This is a genomic window from Bacillus sp. FSL K6-1218 (assembly GCF_038006445.1).
Lineage (GTDB): Bacteria > Bacillota > Bacilli > Bacillales > Bacillaceae_G > Bacillus_A > Bacillus_A thuringiensis_S.
The window spans coordinates 4,838,223-4,853,385 of record NZ_JBBOVE010000001.1 but is presented as its reverse complement, the minus strand read 5'-3'; the positions used below and the strand labels follow the sequence as shown (position 1 = coordinate 4,853,385).

The window sequence follows — 15,163 nt, the reverse complement described above, 5'->3', positions numbered from 1 at the left end:
CTAACATGTTAGTCGAATGCTTTTTTGTCTATACGTGAGCTTTATTTTCGTCCGAACTATCAAACATGTCCATTACTTTAAAAATACCTTCCAATAGCAAGGTACATAGAATAGCGAAAATTAATACGGCATGAGGTGATAATTCAACTGATGTGAAGTTAAGGTCTGCCAACCAAAAGTAACCTACATAAAAACTTAGAAATGTGCTAACAGCCGAAAGTGTAAATCCTAAAAATCCTAATTCCTTTAATTTTTCCTCAGATAATTTACATAAACGTAAAACAATAGAGAAGAGAATTCCTACTATGAAAAATCCCATACATAATGCGAACAATGATATTATGCTTGGATACTTAACTTCATCGGGCATCCACTTTTTCATTCCCACTATTAAAAATGTAGGGACAAGAATAGGTAATAAAAGTGGTAGCACTATTTGTATAGCTGCAAATAATGCATTTGATTTATTATCGTTTTGATTATTCATAAAGCCTCCAAAAATGATTTCTATACTAATTTCAAATATCTTAGAGGATTCTAACATAAAAATAGTAACTTCGCTATACAAAATCGGAGTAGGAACATGATCATTCATGGTAAATAAACAAGCTGACTTATTTGTATATGTTTGATTCGCTTATCTTTGGAATTCAATTTTTTATGTTTGTTTATAGTAAAGATGAAGATTTCCTTCATCTTCATAAAATCTTAAGAAACTTCCTCAATTTTTATTAAGAAACGATAGTTATACTTAGAAACAAGTTAAAAACTATTGAACGAATGGGGAGAAGGTTACATGCAACTCATAACATTCTTACACGAATTTATTAAACATCCGAAACATACTGGTGCAATTGCGCCAAGTTCAAAAATATTAGCAAAGAAGATGGTAGATGTAATTGATTTTAATAGAGCGAAATGCATTGTAGAGCTAGGGCCTGGTACAGGAGCTTTTACGAAAGAAATTATGAAGAGAAAGAAGAAGGAGACATTATTTCTTCTTATTGAAATTAATGAAGTATTTTTCAAAGAGTTAAAGAGAAAATTTAAAGATGAGCAGAATGTGATTGTTATACATGGCTCAGCGGAAAATATAAAGAAGTATAGGGAACAATTGAATATAGAATGTATTGATTACATCTTATCAGGATTGCCTTTCACTTCTTTACCAGAAGAGGTTTCAAAGCGCATTTTAAACAGTGTAATGGAAACGATACATGAGAATGGAGAATTTATTACATTTCAATATTCACTTGTGAAAAAAGGATTTATACAGCATTTCTTCCCTGAAATTACACTAGAAAAAGTGTGGTTCAATTTCCCGCCAGCTTACGTCTTTAGCTGTAAAAAAGAGCCAAGGAGAGCATATGCATAATGGAGCTAAATGAATTAATGTCATACATTGAGCAGTATGGTTATTGGGCGTTATTTTTCTGTTTATGGTTAGGTATTATCGGTATGCCAATTCCAGATGAAATGATTGTAATGAGCGGTGGATTAGTATCATCGATGGGTATATTGGATTTGATTCCCGCCTTTTTACTAACGTATTTAGGCGTTGTATCCGGCCTTTCTTTAGGGTATATACTCGGGAAAATTTTTGGCATAAAAATACTTAATAAATTGATGAAAAAGAAAAAGACGAAGTATCTTTTAAAATCGCAAGAGATGATAGCAAAATATGGTCATTATGCATTAGTTATAAGTTATTTTATACCTGTTGTGAGGCATATCGTACCGTATTTAGTAGGAATGAATAACATGTCTTTTAAAACGTATGCGGTTTATTCATATGTAACAGGCTTTGTCTGGACGTTAGTTTATTTCGTACTAGGCTCAATATTTGGAAAGCATATAGAAGTGATAGTAACCCTTGCGACCGAGTACGGTATATATTTTGGTGGCATCGTTATTGTAGTTTGTAGTATTTCTTATATGTATATGCATAAGAAGAATGCCGTAGTGAGTGAAATAAAGCAACATTCATAGTTTGGTAAATGATGCTGGAGGAGATTTTGTGAGTAAAGGAACGATACTTATCGTGGACGATGAGAAGGAAATTAGAAAGCTTATCACTATCTATTTAAAGAATGAAGGTTATGAAGTATTACAAGCTGGAGATGGTGAAGAGGGTTTAGAAATAGTAAAGAAAAGAGACGTGCATCTAATCGTCCTTGATATTATGATGCCGAAGATAGATGGTATTCATATGTGTATGAAAGTGAGAGAAATAGCGGAAATGCCTATTATTATGCTGTCGGCAAAAACGCAAGATATGGATAAGATTTTAGGATTAACAACTGGGGCAGATGATTACGTAGCTAAACCATTTAATCCACTGGAACTCATTGCTCGTATTAAATCACAACTTCGGAGATATATGAAAATGAGTGGGACAAGTGTACAAGATGAAAATGAAATAGAAATTGGAGATATGAAAGTTAATATAGTAACACGGCAGGTCATTATTGCAAATGAAGAGGTGAAATTGACACCGAGAGAGTTTGAGGTATTAGAATTGCTTGTACGAAATCAAGGAATGGTATTAAATGCAGCACAAATTTATGAAAGAGTATGGAAAGAGCAAGCTTTCCAATCCGATAATACTGTGATGGTACATATTCGGAAAATACGTGAAAAGATAGAGGCGATTCCAAGGAAGCCTCGGTACATTAAAACGGTATGGGGAGTTGGCTACAAGATTGAGAAAGATATTTGAACCGATAATATGGATGAATCAAGTTTTAAAAAAAATGACAGGTAAAATAGTGAGTTATTTGGAAAAGAGCATACGGATACAGCTAATGGCTACATTTACTTTTTGTACGTTACTCGGTGTATTAGTAGGATGGTCTTCATCTTCTTTTTTTGAGGATGCGAATAAAATTTCTATCATTGATTATGCATCAGGTATGGAAGCCATTGATGGACAGACACAAAGGCTTGTTGAAAGTATGACCGGGGAAGGTAAGGAAATTAATATACAAGAACTGCTTGATCAATTGAATGACCAAAATCAACTAAAGATTTTAATAATAGACGAGGATGGAAAAGTCGTTTATAAAACAAAGGGAGCGCCGGAAGAACAAATCAATCTTCATGAGACGATGCGTAATGTGATGGATTTTAAAATGGATCAAGTACGATATGTAGAGGCGCAAAATTTAATTCAAGATGGAACTGAACAAAAGCGTAAGGAGTTTACAACTTTTTATCCGGTTACTGTTAATACCGAAAATATGTATATCATTGCAAGTGGTATACCACAAGGAAATGTGAAGTATATAGTGAATGATAGCAGTCCATTTCCATCTTTACTAGGTTTTATCACTTTTATACTATCTTTCTTTTATATAACGAAAAGGAAAATGAATCAGATTGAAGCGATGGCAGAAGGAGTAAGGGAATTTTCGAAAGGTAATTTACAATATAAAATCAAACAGGCAGGTCAAGACGAAATAGGTTTATTAACTTCTAATATTAATCAAATGGCAGAAAAGCTCTTGGCTAATATAGAAAAGGAAAAACAAATAGAGAAGCAAAAAAGTGAATTGATTACAAATGTATCACATGATTTAAGAACACCACTTACTTCTATTATGGGGTATTTACGTTTACTAGGTGATGCGAAATATGAAAATAAAGAACAGCATGATGAGTATATAAAAATTGCCTTTTCAAAATCAGAGCAGTTGAAGATGTTAATAGAAGATTTGTTTGAGTATACAAAACTAACAGATGAAAATATGGCGTTAGATTCGCAAGAAGTGTGTATAAATGAACTACTTGATCAATTAATAGAAGAGCTAGTACCACAAGCGGAGGAGCATAATCTTTTTTTTGTAAAAGAATTTCAGGAAGATCGTATATATGCTGTGGTGGACTCAGAAAAAATGGTACGTGTGTTTGAAAATCTTTTAATAAATGCAATTAAATACAGTATAGATAAAGCAGAAATTCGGGTTTTACTTCAAAGAGAAGAGCAGCATATCAAAATTTCTATAGCGAATCATAGTGAAGAATTTACAAAAAAAGAATTAGAGAATTTGTTTGAGCGTTTTTATAAAAAAGATCAATCGAGAAGTAGAGCTGTAGAAGGTTCAGGTTTGGGGCTTGCAATTGCAAAAAGCATTGTTGAATTGCACAAAGGAGAAATTCGAGCAAAACATGAAAATGGGGTTATTCAATTTATTATATTATTGCCAATTTAATTAGAAAAGCATTAGGAAATTTGGTTACATTTTAATAAGTAATAGTGCCACAATTGATTTAGAGGAAGTCCTTTAAGTGGAAGTATCTGAGAAGAGGAGAATAGAAAGTTTCATGAAAAAAATAAGCGCGTTTATCGTATTGATTATAGTTGGAGTTACATTACTTATAGTGAAGGGTGGACCTATTGTAGATCAACTCAATCCATTTATTAAAGAAGATATTTATTATGCTGTTGTTGATAATGATGGTAAATATGGAGCTGAAAACAAAGGTTTTGCTAGATGGGAATATAAATTCAAAGGATATAATGAATCTGGTCAAGAGCAAAAGATTGCAATGACTGCTTCAAAACATTTAAGAATAGGAGCATATTTAAAGATTAGATCTAAAGGAAGTTATGGTATGGAATGGGAAGAAGTACAAATAGATGAAATACCTAAGAAAGTAAAAGAGAAAGTACAAATACAACATAATTAGTTATAGAAATTATAAGTGGCATTCCATGGATAAGGTAACGAGCAAGCTTCGAAGATTGTAGCAGTATATGATAAGTTCTAAATTTTTTATAAAGAAGATAAAGTTTATCTTAACTTTATTTAAACTGCATTTCTTCTGTGTAAAAGGACTAGTATTCTATAGTATGTAGATAAAAAATAGTAGGGAGTAGCAGGATAATTATGCAGGTTTCTAAGAAGAAAATATTATTATTTCTTTCAATTATTCTTTTTGCTTTATTGATGGTGTATGTATGTACAAATAATAAGCATGTCCAAAATATTGTTCATAATATAGAAGACATCTATAAAGTATATAGAGAGAATCAGGTATTGAAAGGGAAAATTGAACATCAAGAATCGTTAAAGAGTAAAGTGCAAATATTAAGTGAGGAGAAAGAAAACCTTACTAAACTTATCAACAAAACGAAAGAATTAAAGGAACAAGGAAAATACAATTTAATTCAAGCTACAATAGTAACTCGTGTAGCAGAAGAGTGGTATGGAGAAGTCACTATTGATAGAGGAGCACAACATGGTGTAAAGGTTGATATGGCTGTTATTACAGTGGACGGTTTTATCGGAAAGGTAGAGAGTGTAGATCAATATACATCTGTTGTGAAATTAATTACGAATGATGAACGAACGAATCGTTTAGCAATCACCCTTCAAAATAATTCATCCATTTTAGGATTTGTTACAGGGTATGATAAGAAAAAACAGGCCCTTCGAATTGATAATATCCCATCAGATAAAGTGAAAGAAATAAAAATAGGTGATAGCATTATTACCTCTGAATTGAGTCAGAAAATACCACCAGGTCTTGAAGTAGCAGAGGTAATAGAGCAAGAACAAGATCAATATGGTCTTACTTATACTATTTATGCAAAACCAAAGGCGAATTTATATCATTTAGAATATGTTATTTTAATAGAACCTAAATAATAGTTTTATGTAGTGCCTTTGAGAGGTGAATTAGAAACGAAGAGAATGAACGTAAAATAAAGAGTAAGAGGGATAAGGAAAAGTAAAACGGTACTAAATTTAATGATATATGGTTATATATTTATAATTTTTTTATTTTATCTTTATCTCGGACAATTATAATGAAGAGGTAAACTGATGATAAGTGCAAAGTTATTAAGTATTACAGTCAGGCTTTTTTTTGTACATTTTTAATATTAATTATTTATATAACCTCTTAAATAGGCTAGAAAACCTATATAATATCCTTCGACTTTATATGTGTAAATATATTATTTGAGCGTGAGAATATTGATGTCAAAAGGTATATGAATCGGATTATAAAATGTTTTATTTGCATATTGTAATGTTTTTTTCAGGAGTGTACATTACAAAAATGTAAGGATAATGTAAGAGGAATCAATATTGCTGTTTGTAGGGAAAAGATAAAATGATAGTTAGTGGCTATGAAAGTAGCATGATCGCAGCACTAGCCAAATGACAGGAGGCAATATGAAAACTTTAATATTTGAAGAGAACGTTGTACAAAGAGGGTATAGTAAAAAGATGAATGTAGTACACCACACTGTAGAAAAGCGTGGGTGTAGAGTGTGTTATTAAAACTTTCTATTTCTAGTATGAAAAAAATGATTAAGGATTATATCGTTTTATTAATAGGTCTTGTCATCTCAATTTCTATTTTTTATATGTTTCAAACGCTTGCGTTAAATAAAGAGTTTACAATGAATAACAGTATTATTGGTTCAATCGTATTTGTATTTCAAATAGGATCGATTTTGGTGGCTTTTATTACATTCTTTTATATTTTTTATGCAAACTCTTTTCTCCTTTCACTACGGCGGAAAGAACTTGGCATGTATCTTGTTTTAGGGGCCAAAAAGAGTAAAATCAGCCAACTTTTATTCTTTGAGACATTGTCTATGGGAATGATTTCACTAGCATTAGGGAGTGTATTCGGAGCTATTCTTTCCAATTTCGTTAGCAAATTTTTAACGAAACAATTGGAAATTTCAACGGAAGGTTATCAAGCATTTTATGTTCCGGCATTCAAAATAACATTTATATTCTTTAGTGCGTTATTTCTACTTACATCCATTATGAATGCGATTCGTATAGCGCTTAAAACGGAACTAGATTTAATTCGTACAGAGGAGCAAACGGAACACATACGAATGAAAGGACCAGCCACAATATTGTTACTTTTATGTAGTTTGCTAGGACTAGGTGTAGGGTATTATTTCGTAATTTTCGTAGGAATAAAGGGCGCTGGAGCCATTATACTTCCATTATTCACGATTACAATCGGGACATATCTTATATTTATTTCGTTCTTACCTATGATTGTTAATAGGTTAAAGAAAACGCGCTATTTAAATGAGAAGAAATTAAATGCATTTACATTTGCACAATTGCAGTTCAGGGTAAGTAGTTTGGCGAAAATATTAGGCACGGTAACGATGCTAATTGGACTAGGTGTAGGGGCAATGGCTGGTGGCATGTCTTTACAGAAAAACGTAATCCTTACAGCAGAAAGAATGTCAGGTTATGATATTACAATTCATGATCCAGAAGCAGAGGATTATAAAGCTATGGAAAAAATGAAAATTGTAGATAAAAAACAATATAAATACAAAGTTAATAATGAGGCTGTTTACTATTTAAAAGAAGAATTATTAGCGAATCCTCCACTGTTGTTTGGAAAGAAAGAGACAACACATATTACTGAACAACTTCCATCTTCGAGCTATAGGATGTTTAAGGGGGAGGAAGTTGATCCATCTATTTCTACGTTACCACTGAATTGAGATAAGAGTATGGATAGTGATTTTAGATCGAATATTTCTGTATATGATCGTAAACCTGTCTATATCGTCGATGAAAACCGTTATGAAGCAATCCAAGGGAATGAGCATACATTTTTTATTGCTAAAGTAGATAATATTTTAAGGTATAAAACAGAGTTAAAAGAGATGGATAATCGTCAAATCGAAAAAATAGCCGCTGCTATTAATAAGCCTAAGGAAGATGTATATTTACCAACAAACTATAGTGATTATGAATCTATGCTTGCCTTTTCAAAAGGAACTTCCTTTATGGGATTCTTTTTAGGCCTTGCTTTTTTAGCTATGATGGCAAGTTGTTTAATGTTTAAGATCCTTTCTGGAGCTACGAAAGATATAGGGCGGTATGAGATGCTTCGGAAAATTGGGGTACGTAAAGAATTACTTATACAATCTATGTATAAAGAATTAGGCATTGTATTTCTATTTCCAGCTATATTGGGTCTTATACACGTTTTGGTAGGAATGAATGTATTTACATTTGTTAAATTTTTTGTGGATCCATATGTGAATATTGGACTTCCGATTTGTATATTTATAATTATTTACGTTGTTTACTATTTGATCACTGTTCAATTATATAAGGGGATTGTCCTCCCAAAGGAAAAATAGAATATAGAATTCAAGGGTCTCAAACTTATTATAGTTTGGGACTTTTTAATATTATTAAGGGGAAATCAAGGAATCCCTCTACTATTTTTAAGGAAACACATCTATACATAGAGATTAGTGTAATTAATTACACTAATTGAATTTTTAAGTGAAATATATCGTATCTGCATTTTATATTTATATAGCTTGTTTAGTCTATGAATACACCCAAGCTGGTATTTAAAAAAGTATACAGGGAGAAAATGAAATGAGAAAGAAAATTTTACTAATTTGTGCGATGGATGAATTAAAAGTCAAACTTGTAAATTTTATTGGATTTCCTTTTATATTAATCTGGTTATTGAGCATATATGTGAACAGTAATCATTTGGATAGGAACTATGGTTGGAATGAGATTAGTAGCTTTGGGGATGGTAGAGAGACAGAGAAAAGAAGGTTTGTATGTGTATTGTCCTAAGTGTAATGTGAAAATTCAAAAAGGGGATTTTGCTCCTTTTTATTCAAAATGTAATTTATTTTTTTAGTAAATAATGATAGTTGGAATGAGTTTGAGATATTGAAAAAGCTTTGCGAGGATACGCAAAGCTTTTTCATATAGTGTATTTTCTTTCGATTCACATTGTAGATAAGGAGAAAGAGAATCCTCTATTTTCAGTTTATAAAAGGTGAAGAGGAAAATTTATTATAACTTTTGTAATAAGCGTTCGTTGCTTTCCATATCTCCTTTACATAAAGGACATTGCGGCTCTTCTTCTAACGAAAAGTTTTTACGCATCCACCCACGGCAGTTTTCTTCTTGACATTCCCATACAGCAATTGCTTCTGGTTCTTCTACAGGTTTATCATTTTTTCTCCAATACATGTGATCGCTCCCTTAAATTGAAAAGTTTTTCAGAAAAAACAAAAAAGGTTGTTAACGATTTTGTTAACAACCTTTTTATATTAGTTCATTATACTTTATTTTTTGAAAAAATGCGAAGGTTAGTAATTGTTAAAGTATAGCAAAATAAGGATTATAAATCATTGTTGAAAGCTTTGATAATAATTCAATTTGACACGGTGTATGCCGTCAACCTTCTCGATATTTTTCTAGCTCTTCTTCACGCTATTGTTTTGTTGACTTTGGAATTTCTATATCATCAATTAGGCGTTTCTGCTGTTGTGTCTTCCAGAATAGGCTCGTTGTATGGAAGACTTTTTGTTTTGAAAACATTATGAAGTTTAATAAATTTATCCAGCATAAACGGGTAGTAGGGATCTCAACTCAGAATTTGGTTGGAGCGAAGAAGTTAGGTGGAAATAAAGGTTTTGAATATACAGTTAAACCTTATGATGAGAAGGGAGAAGAGAAAGAAGTAACAATTGATGGCGTAGATAAATTACAAAAAGGCTCGTACTGGCATGTCATTACAAGAGGGAAGTTTTTACATGATAAAGTAGAAATAGAGGTAGATAAAATTCCTGATGGTACGAAGGCGAAGTTAGGATTATAAAGATAAAACCGATTCTCAATGTGGGAATCAGTTTTATTATTTTATGGTAAAATGTAGAAGGGTATTGAGAGATATGCTACTCGTTGCTAGGCTTATATTAATTGGGGTTATGTGCAGTATGAGAATAGTATCCTTACATATGATAAGAATGAGAAAAGATAGAAGAGAGATATGTATATTGTCCAAAATGTAATGCGAAAATTCGAAGAGGAAATTCTGCTCCTTTTTGTTCGAAATGCAATGTAACATTTTAACTATATTAAATCCAAAACCACTTTGTATGATTTTGGATTTTTCTTTTTAAGAAAATATTAAGAAACCCCGTGACTATTTGTTAAGAAAATCTATTTATACTGAGTTCTGTTGCTTACAGGGAACATCAAGAATCATAACAGGAGGTTTAAATAGATGAAAACAATGTTAGAAGCGAAAGGGATTTCGAAAATATATAATACAGGTGGTAATGCATTTGAAGCGCTGAAAGATATTCATTTACAGGTGAAAGAGGGAGAATTTGTCGGTATTATGGGGCCATCTGGTTCTGGGAAAACGACGCTTTTGAATGTTCTTTCTACTATTGATACAACATCAAAAGGTGAGATTTTAATTGATGGAAAAGATATTTTGAAGATGAATGATGATGATGAACTAGCGTTATTCCGCCGTGATCATTTAGGATTCATTTTCCAAGATTATAATTTATTAGATACGTTAACAGTACGAGAAAATATTGCATTGCCTCTGGCCTTATCGAAAGTGAAGGCGAAAGAGGTAGAATCTCGCGTTGAGATGATTGCAAAGAAATTTGGAATAAATCATATTTTAAATCAATATCCGTATGAAGTGTCAGGTGGACAAAAACAACGCTGTGCAGCATCAAGAGCGATTGTAACAAATCCAAGTATGATTTTTGGAGATGAGCCAACTGGTGCGCTTGATTCAAAGTCAGCGACAGATTTATTAGAAAGTATGAAATCATTAAATGAAAAAGACCGTGCAACGATTTTAATGGTAACGCATGATGTATTTGCCGCAAGTTATTGCAAACGTGTTGTATTCATTAAAGACGGTGAATTGTATAAAGAGTTATATCGCGGGGAGCTTACACGTAAACAGTTCTTCCAACAAGTTGTTGACGTAATGTCTTCTATTTCTGGAGGTGCTATAAGTGAGCTTATATAGTATCGCTCTTCGTAATATAAAACGAAATTTTAAAGATTATTTTATATACTTTGCTTCTATGATTTTTAGTATCGTAATTTATTTTACATTTAAATCATTGCAGTATAATTCACAAGTTGGAGAAGCTGGCGACCGGGTTAGTAACGGATTTCAACTTGCGAGTGTCATGCTTATTATATTTGTCGCGATATTTATTATATATTCAAATGGATTTTTCACACGAAAGCGTAAAAAAGAAATAGGTCTTTACTCTTTACTAGGTATTCGGAAAAAAGAAATAGGCAAAATGCTGTTTTATGAAAATATGTTAATGGGTTTACTATCATTAGTAATTGGCATTATAATCGGTAGTTTACTTTCAAAATCATTTCTTCAGCTGTTAGTCAGCATGATGGAATTAGGCGTAAATGTTCATTTTGAAGTGCCGATTGGAGCGGTTATTGATACAGCATGTATTTTTTGTTTCATTATTCTTTATACATCTTTTAAAGGATATCGAGTTATTTATCGTTTTAAATTAATTGAATTGTTCCGAGCAGAAAATGAGGGCGAAGGAATGCCAAAAGGTTCTAAAATTATAGCTATTGTTTCTATATTACTAATTGGTTCAGGATATTTCTTATCAGTAACAGCTATTAAAAATGCTAACGGTGATAACTTTATGTCAATTGCTCTTTCCATTTTATTAGCGACAGTACTTGGTACGTATTTATTCTTTATGTTCTTTACTGTATTTGTATTAAAAAGAGTACGAAATAAAAAATCTAAGTTTTATAACGGAATGCAAATCGTTACGACATCTCAGTTACTATACCGTATTAAAGGAAATGCAAAATCATTAGCAACAATTGCAATATTAAGCGCAGTAACATTAACAGCGGTTGGAACTTCTGTAACAACGTACTATAACGCATATATGCAGGCGAAAAAATATATGCCGATTAGTTATTCTTACGAAAAGAAAGATGCTCGTGTAGATCGTAAAGTAGAGGAGATTTTAAAAGAGGAGACAGAAAAGAATGAAGTGATTCATCAATATGAGTTAGAAACAGTAAAAGTAATCGGTGAATTTGGTGATGATGTTTCAAATAAAGATGCATTAAAATCAAGAACGACTGAACTTATGGCTCAATCATCATTTAATAAAATCGCAAAATATTTAAATGAAAAAACAGTGGATTTGAAGAAGGCAGAAGCGTACGCATTTGATGTGATGCACGGTGAAGGGAATAAAGATACTGGCGTATATAAAGGGAAGAAAGGAATATTCCCAATTGGAGAAGTCGCACCAGTACAAATAATAGAAGTAAATGCGCGAAACATTACAAACTTATATGAGCTTGTAGTTGTCGTTCCAGATGAAGTGTATGAGCAGGCGAAGAAGACAGTCGGATCTCACATTGTACAAAACATTGATGTAAAAGATGAAAGAAATAGTAAAGTACTAACAGAGAAATTAAAACAAGTAATATCAAAAGAATATGCAGAAGGACAAGAACAGTTCCGTGACTTCTATACTATTTTCCGAGATGGCATTGAAATGTCAGGATTAATTATGTTTAGTGGTATTTTCTTAGGGTTAGTATTTTTACTTGCGACAGGTTCAATTATTTACTTCAAACAATTAACAGAAGCAAATGCAGATCGTGAGCGTTACATCGTTCTTCGAAAGCTTGGAGTAACGAAAAAAGAAATGAAAAAGGCAATTGCAAAGCAAATGAGATTTATCTTCTTCATTCCTTTAGTAGTAGGTATATTGCACACTTTATTTGCGCTAAAAGGATTAGCGACAGTACTTCCTTATGAAATTGCAGTACCGTTATTACTTAGTATTGGTGTGTATAGTATCATTTATATAGGTTATTATTTCTTGACGGTTCGATCTTATTTTCGGATTGTGAGTAAATAGAAAAAAGCGAAAGAGAACATAGTGAAAATGATGTTCTCTTTCGCTTTTTATATTACTATTTATGTCCTAAAATATGCTCAATCTCATGCAAACTTAATTTACTTGCCTTAGCAATCGTTTCAAGTGGTATACCAAGATCATACATATTTTTAATTATTTGAATTTTTCCCTGTTCAATCCCTTTTTCAATCCCTTTTTCAATCCCTTGTTTCATTCCTTGTTTCATTCCTTGTTCCATTCCTCTTTTTATTCCTTCTGTCTCTGCATGGGCAAATTTTGCTGCTTCATCCATTAAAACTTTCTCCCTTGCGTCATAGGCTTGTCGGAAAGAAGAATCTTGACTCATACGTTCCCATTTATTTATCGCTTTTTGTAAAATAGGGTCTTGGTTCATAGCAATATCCTCCAATAGTTTAGTTAAGTGCTCATCCTCATTTGCTGAAAGCAATAAAAGCCAACGAACAAATGGATCTTTCCACGGATTTACTTTTTCTTCATGCCATTGTTCAGTTAACTTTGGAATTTCTATAATGTGGATTTCTATGTCTTCACTCAGGATTTTTTGTTGTTGTGTATTCCATAATATGCTTGTTGTATGGAAGGCTGGGTGTTCCGAAAACATTGCGAAGTTTAGTAAGTTTATGGTGATGGTTTTGTGAAGTGCACTGTAGGGCATCCCTTTTTGTAGTTGAGATGTGTATAGTCTTCCCCAATAATATAAACTGCGTTTAACCATATCGTGATTATTATTGAGTTGTATTTCTACATTAACTTTTGTTCCTGTGTCTAATGTCGCTGAAATGTCTAAAATAGATAACTTATCCTCTTCATATTCCCTGTGTAAATGTGGATCTTCTAGTTGTAGAGAAGCAATGGGCGACTCTAAAGACTCTTGTAACATAGCATTTAAAAATGCAATTAGAATATCTTCGCTACCATTCGTACCAAACAATTGTTTAAATGCAAAATCAATGCGTAAATTAACTAACTGTTGGTTGAACAAAGTTTGTCCTCTCCCTTATATGAAGGTGCTTCTTTCCTTCATTGTACATAAAAAGAACTAGAGTATGCAAACAAGCCATTCTTCTATTTTTTAGTAGTGTTATTAGAATGTCACAGGTAAGTATGGTTATGTTATACTCTAGTGAAATTAAAGAAATATTTTTGTTTATATCGAGGTGAAGATGATACATATGCAAAAAGATATTTTAAAACTATTAGATAAAAAGCAAAGTAAGTATGAATTTCCTGCCTTTGATAATGAATATATGGATATTTCGCAAGTGAAATTCTCTCTTTTCTTTAAAGATACTAAGGATTGGTTAATGGTGTTTCAACTTGTTGGGGTAGGTTCATTAGGTGTATGTAATGATATTCAAGTATATGGAGATAGAATTACTTATTCAATGGGTGATGATTGCATTCTACAATTAAATAATGGCGATTATGAGTTGTTTGATGATGAAGGTGAATTTATACCGAATATTTATAAAGGCAGTTTAAAAATTCGCGAGCATCATTTTGAATATGAATTTACAGAAGAGGATTATATAAATAATGGAATAGAAGTACAAACGACAGAACATTATCCAACATACTTTATGCGTATGCTTGCTACTAATGAAGAAGCTCAAAAATTATTGTGGTGGGATAAAGAAGAGATTTTGGAGGAGTTCGGTTTAGAAGGTAATTGGGAAGTAGCGTATGAAACGGAAGAATGGAAACATGTTGAAGACGAAAAAGTAAGTGAAAATGAATTCTTCCAATCAGTAGCCGCTGCAATAGAGAAGAAAGATCCAAGTATTATTGTGAAGAAGGATTCTAATACGCATTGGAGAAATTGGGTAGAGTTTGATTGTGACTGAAAAGGATAGGAGAAAGAATAACAAATGAAAAGAAGAAGAAAATCCGGAGAAAAAGTACAAATGCATCGTTTTGCACTACCTCTATGCTACGGAAGTGAAGCACCATATTATTATTACGAGGTAGCGCCCCATGAAAGAGAGGAATGCTTCCATTTAACATCAGAACTTTGCGTAATGGACAATGAACATTACTTTATTAGAGGTTGTTTAGAGATTCCTATCATTGATTACCACGAAAATTTTATTTGGACTGTGTGGGTATCACTTAGTAAAGAAAGTTATGATGAAGTATTAGAGAAGTGGGATGAAAGAGGCCGAGAAAATAGTGATCCTTATTTTGGTTGGTTATCTGTAGAAATACCAGTTTATCCAGAAACACTAAATTTAAAAACAAATGTACATATAAGAGAAGTTGGAATGGCACCGTATGTTGAATTAGAGCCAACCGAGCATCCTTTAGCGATCGAACAAAGAAATGGAATTACTTTAGAGAGAGTTAAAGAAATAGAGGAAATGATCCAACAATATAACTAGATTAGAAGAGAAAAAACGAGTGCTAGCACTCGTTTTT

14 protein-coding genes and 4 pseudogenes are annotated in these 15,163 nt (G+C 32.3%); 14 read left to right on the top strand and 4 right to left on the bottom strand.

Features of this window, described 5'->3' with window-relative positions; all coding sequences use genetic code 11:
- Positions 1–28: 28 nt before the first annotated feature.
- Complete coding sequence (locus tag MHI26_RS24865; RefSeq protein ID WP_001064712.1) at positions 29–487, bottom strand: hypothetical protein; 459 nt, start codon at positions 485–487, stop codon at positions 29–31.
- A 309-nt stretch (positions 488–796) separates the two neighbouring features.
- Here MHI26_RS24865 and MHI26_RS24860 point away from each other — a divergent pair, with 309 nt between their 5' ends.
- The 8 genes and pseudogenes from MHI26_RS24860 to MHI26_RS24825 all read left to right on the top strand — a co-directional run bounded on the left by MHI26_RS24860 (position 797) and on the right by MHI26_RS24825 (position 8,600).
- Positions 797–1,375, top strand: a complete 579-nt coding sequence (locus MHI26_RS24860) for a class I SAM-dependent methyltransferase (protein WP_001176072.1) — start codon at positions 797–799, stop codon at positions 1,373–1,375.
- Positions 1,375–1,989 (top strand): DedA family protein, encoded by a 615-nt coding sequence (locus MHI26_RS24855; RefSeq protein WP_000422375.1) that lies wholly within the window; start codon positions 1,375–1,377, stop codon positions 1,987–1,989. Before MHI26_RS24860 ends, MHI26_RS24855 begins: the two co-directional genes overlap by 1 nt.
- Positions 1,990–2,017: 28 nt before the next feature.
- Positions 2,018–2,719, top strand: coding sequence for a response regulator transcription factor (locus MHI26_RS24850; RefSeq protein ID WP_000033682.1), 702 nt, complete (start codon positions 2,018–2,020; stop codon positions 2,717–2,719).
- Entirely contained in the window at positions 2,703–4,211 is a 1,509-nt protein-coding gene (locus MHI26_RS24845) for a sensor histidine kinase (protein ID WP_061667104.1), read from the top strand. Before MHI26_RS24850 ends, MHI26_RS24845 begins: the two co-directional genes overlap by 17 nt.
- Positions 4,212–4,323: 112 nt before the next feature.
- Positions 4,324–4,689, top strand: coding sequence for a YxeA family protein (locus MHI26_RS24840; protein WP_042972761.1), 366 nt, complete (start codon positions 4,324–4,326; stop codon positions 4,687–4,689).
- 200 nt (positions 4,690–4,889) lie between these two features.
- Entirely contained in the window at positions 4,890–5,651 is a 762-nt protein-coding gene (mreC, locus tag MHI26_RS24835; protein WP_179877727.1) for a rod shape-determining protein MreC, read from the top strand.
- Between the two features lie 629 nt (positions 5,652–6,280).
- Positions 6,281–8,143, top strand: a pseudogene (locus tag MHI26_RS24830) (FtsX-like permease family protein).
- A 247-nt stretch (positions 8,144–8,390) separates the two neighbouring features.
- Positions 8,391–8,600 (top strand): hypothetical protein, encoded by a 210-nt coding sequence (locus tag MHI26_RS24825; protein WP_061667106.1) that lies wholly within the window; start codon positions 8,391–8,393, stop codon positions 8,598–8,600.
- 225 nt (positions 8,601–8,825) lie between these two features.
- Here the strand turns inward: MHI26_RS24825 and MHI26_RS24820 are convergent, their stop codons facing one another.
- A complete protein-coding gene (locus tag MHI26_RS24820; protein ID WP_000289927.1) occupies positions 8,826–9,005 on the bottom strand; it encodes a cold-inducible protein YdjO-related protein in 180 nt (59 codons plus the stop codon).
- Positions 9,006–9,251: 246 nt separating this feature from the next.
- Positions 9,252–9,377: pseudogene (locus MHI26_RS24815) on the bottom strand (Rpn family recombination-promoting nuclease/putative transposase); the annotation flags it as partial.
- Between the two features lie 49 nt (positions 9,378–9,426).
- Here MHI26_RS24815 and MHI26_RS24810 point away from each other — a divergent pair.
- The 4 genes and pseudogenes from MHI26_RS24810 to MHI26_RS24795 all read left to right on the top strand — a co-directional run.
- A pseudogene (locus MHI26_RS24810) lies at positions 9,427–9,636 on the top strand (DUF1093 domain-containing protein); the annotation flags it as partial.
- 73 nt (positions 9,637–9,709) lie between these two features.
- Positions 9,710–9,890, top strand: a pseudogene (locus MHI26_RS24805) (hypothetical protein).
- 154 nt (positions 9,891–10,044) lie between these two features.
- Positions 10,045–10,818, top strand: a complete 774-nt coding sequence (locus tag MHI26_RS24800) for an ABC transporter ATP-binding protein (RefSeq protein WP_061667107.1) — start codon at positions 10,045–10,047, stop codon at positions 10,816–10,818.
- Entirely contained in the window at positions 10,805–12,727 is a 1,923-nt protein-coding gene (locus MHI26_RS24795; protein ID WP_061667108.1) for an FtsX-like permease family protein, read from the top strand. The genes MHI26_RS24800 and MHI26_RS24795 overlap by 14 nt, the downstream gene beginning before the upstream one ends.
- A 55-nt stretch (positions 12,728–12,782) precedes the next feature.
- On the opposite strand, the gene MHI26_RS24790 is transcribed toward MHI26_RS24795, so the two are convergent.
- Complete coding sequence (locus tag MHI26_RS24790; protein ID WP_061667109.1) at positions 12,783–13,730, bottom strand: Rpn family recombination-promoting nuclease/putative transposase; 948 nt, start codon at positions 13,728–13,730, stop codon at positions 12,783–12,785.
- A 190-nt stretch (positions 13,731–13,920) separates the two neighbouring features.
- Here MHI26_RS24790 and MHI26_RS24785 point away from each other — a divergent pair, with 190 nt between their 5' ends.
- Positions 13,921–14,592, top strand: a complete 672-nt coding sequence (locus MHI26_RS24785) for a DUF7003 family protein (protein ID WP_061667110.1) — start codon at positions 13,921–13,923, stop codon at positions 14,590–14,592.
- 24 nt (positions 14,593–14,616) lie between these two features.
- A complete protein-coding gene (locus tag MHI26_RS24780) occupies positions 14,617–15,126 on the top strand; it encodes a DUF2199 domain-containing protein (protein ID WP_000830209.1) in 510 nt (169 codons plus the stop codon).
- The last annotated feature ends 37 nt before the right edge of the window (positions 15,127–15,163 follow it).

Excerpts from the sequence above, each read along its gene's own strand:
- MHI26_RS24840 (WP_042972761.1), top strand. The coding sequence starts at position 4,324 with ATGAAAAAAATAAGCGCGTTTATCGTATTGATTATAGTTGGAGTTACA.
- MHI26_RS24865 (WP_001064712.1), bottom strand. The coding sequence starts at position 487 with ATGAATAATCAAAACGATAATAAATCAAATGCATTATTTGCAGCTATA.
- MHI26_RS24800 (WP_061667107.1), top strand. The coding sequence starts at position 10,045 with ATGAAAACAATGTTAGAAGCGAAAGGGATTTCGAAAATATATAATACA.
- MHI26_RS24820 (WP_000289927.1), bottom strand. The coding sequence starts at position 9,005 with ATGTATTGGAGAAAAAATGATAAACCTGTAGAAGAACCAGAAGCAATT.
- mreC (WP_179877727.1), top strand. The coding sequence starts at position 4,890 with ATGCAGGTTTCTAAGAAGAAAATATTATTATTTCTTTCAATTATTCTT.
- MHI26_RS24855 (WP_000422375.1), top strand. The coding sequence starts at position 1,375 with ATGGAGCTAAATGAATTAATGTCATACATTGAGCAGTATGGTTATTGG.
- MHI26_RS24825 (WP_061667106.1), top strand. The coding sequence starts at position 8,391 with ATGAGAAAGAAAATTTTACTAATTTGTGCGATGGATGAATTAAAAGTC.
- MHI26_RS24785 (WP_061667110.1), top strand. The coding sequence starts at position 13,921 with ATGCAAAAAGATATTTTAAAACTATTAGATAAAAAGCAAAGTAAGTAT.
- MHI26_RS24860 (WP_001176072.1), top strand. The coding sequence starts at position 797 with ATGCAACTCATAACATTCTTACACGAATTTATTAAACATCCGAAACAT.
- MHI26_RS24780 (WP_000830209.1), top strand. The coding sequence starts at position 14,617 with ATGAAAAGAAGAAGAAAATCCGGAGAAAAAGTACAAATGCATCGTTTT.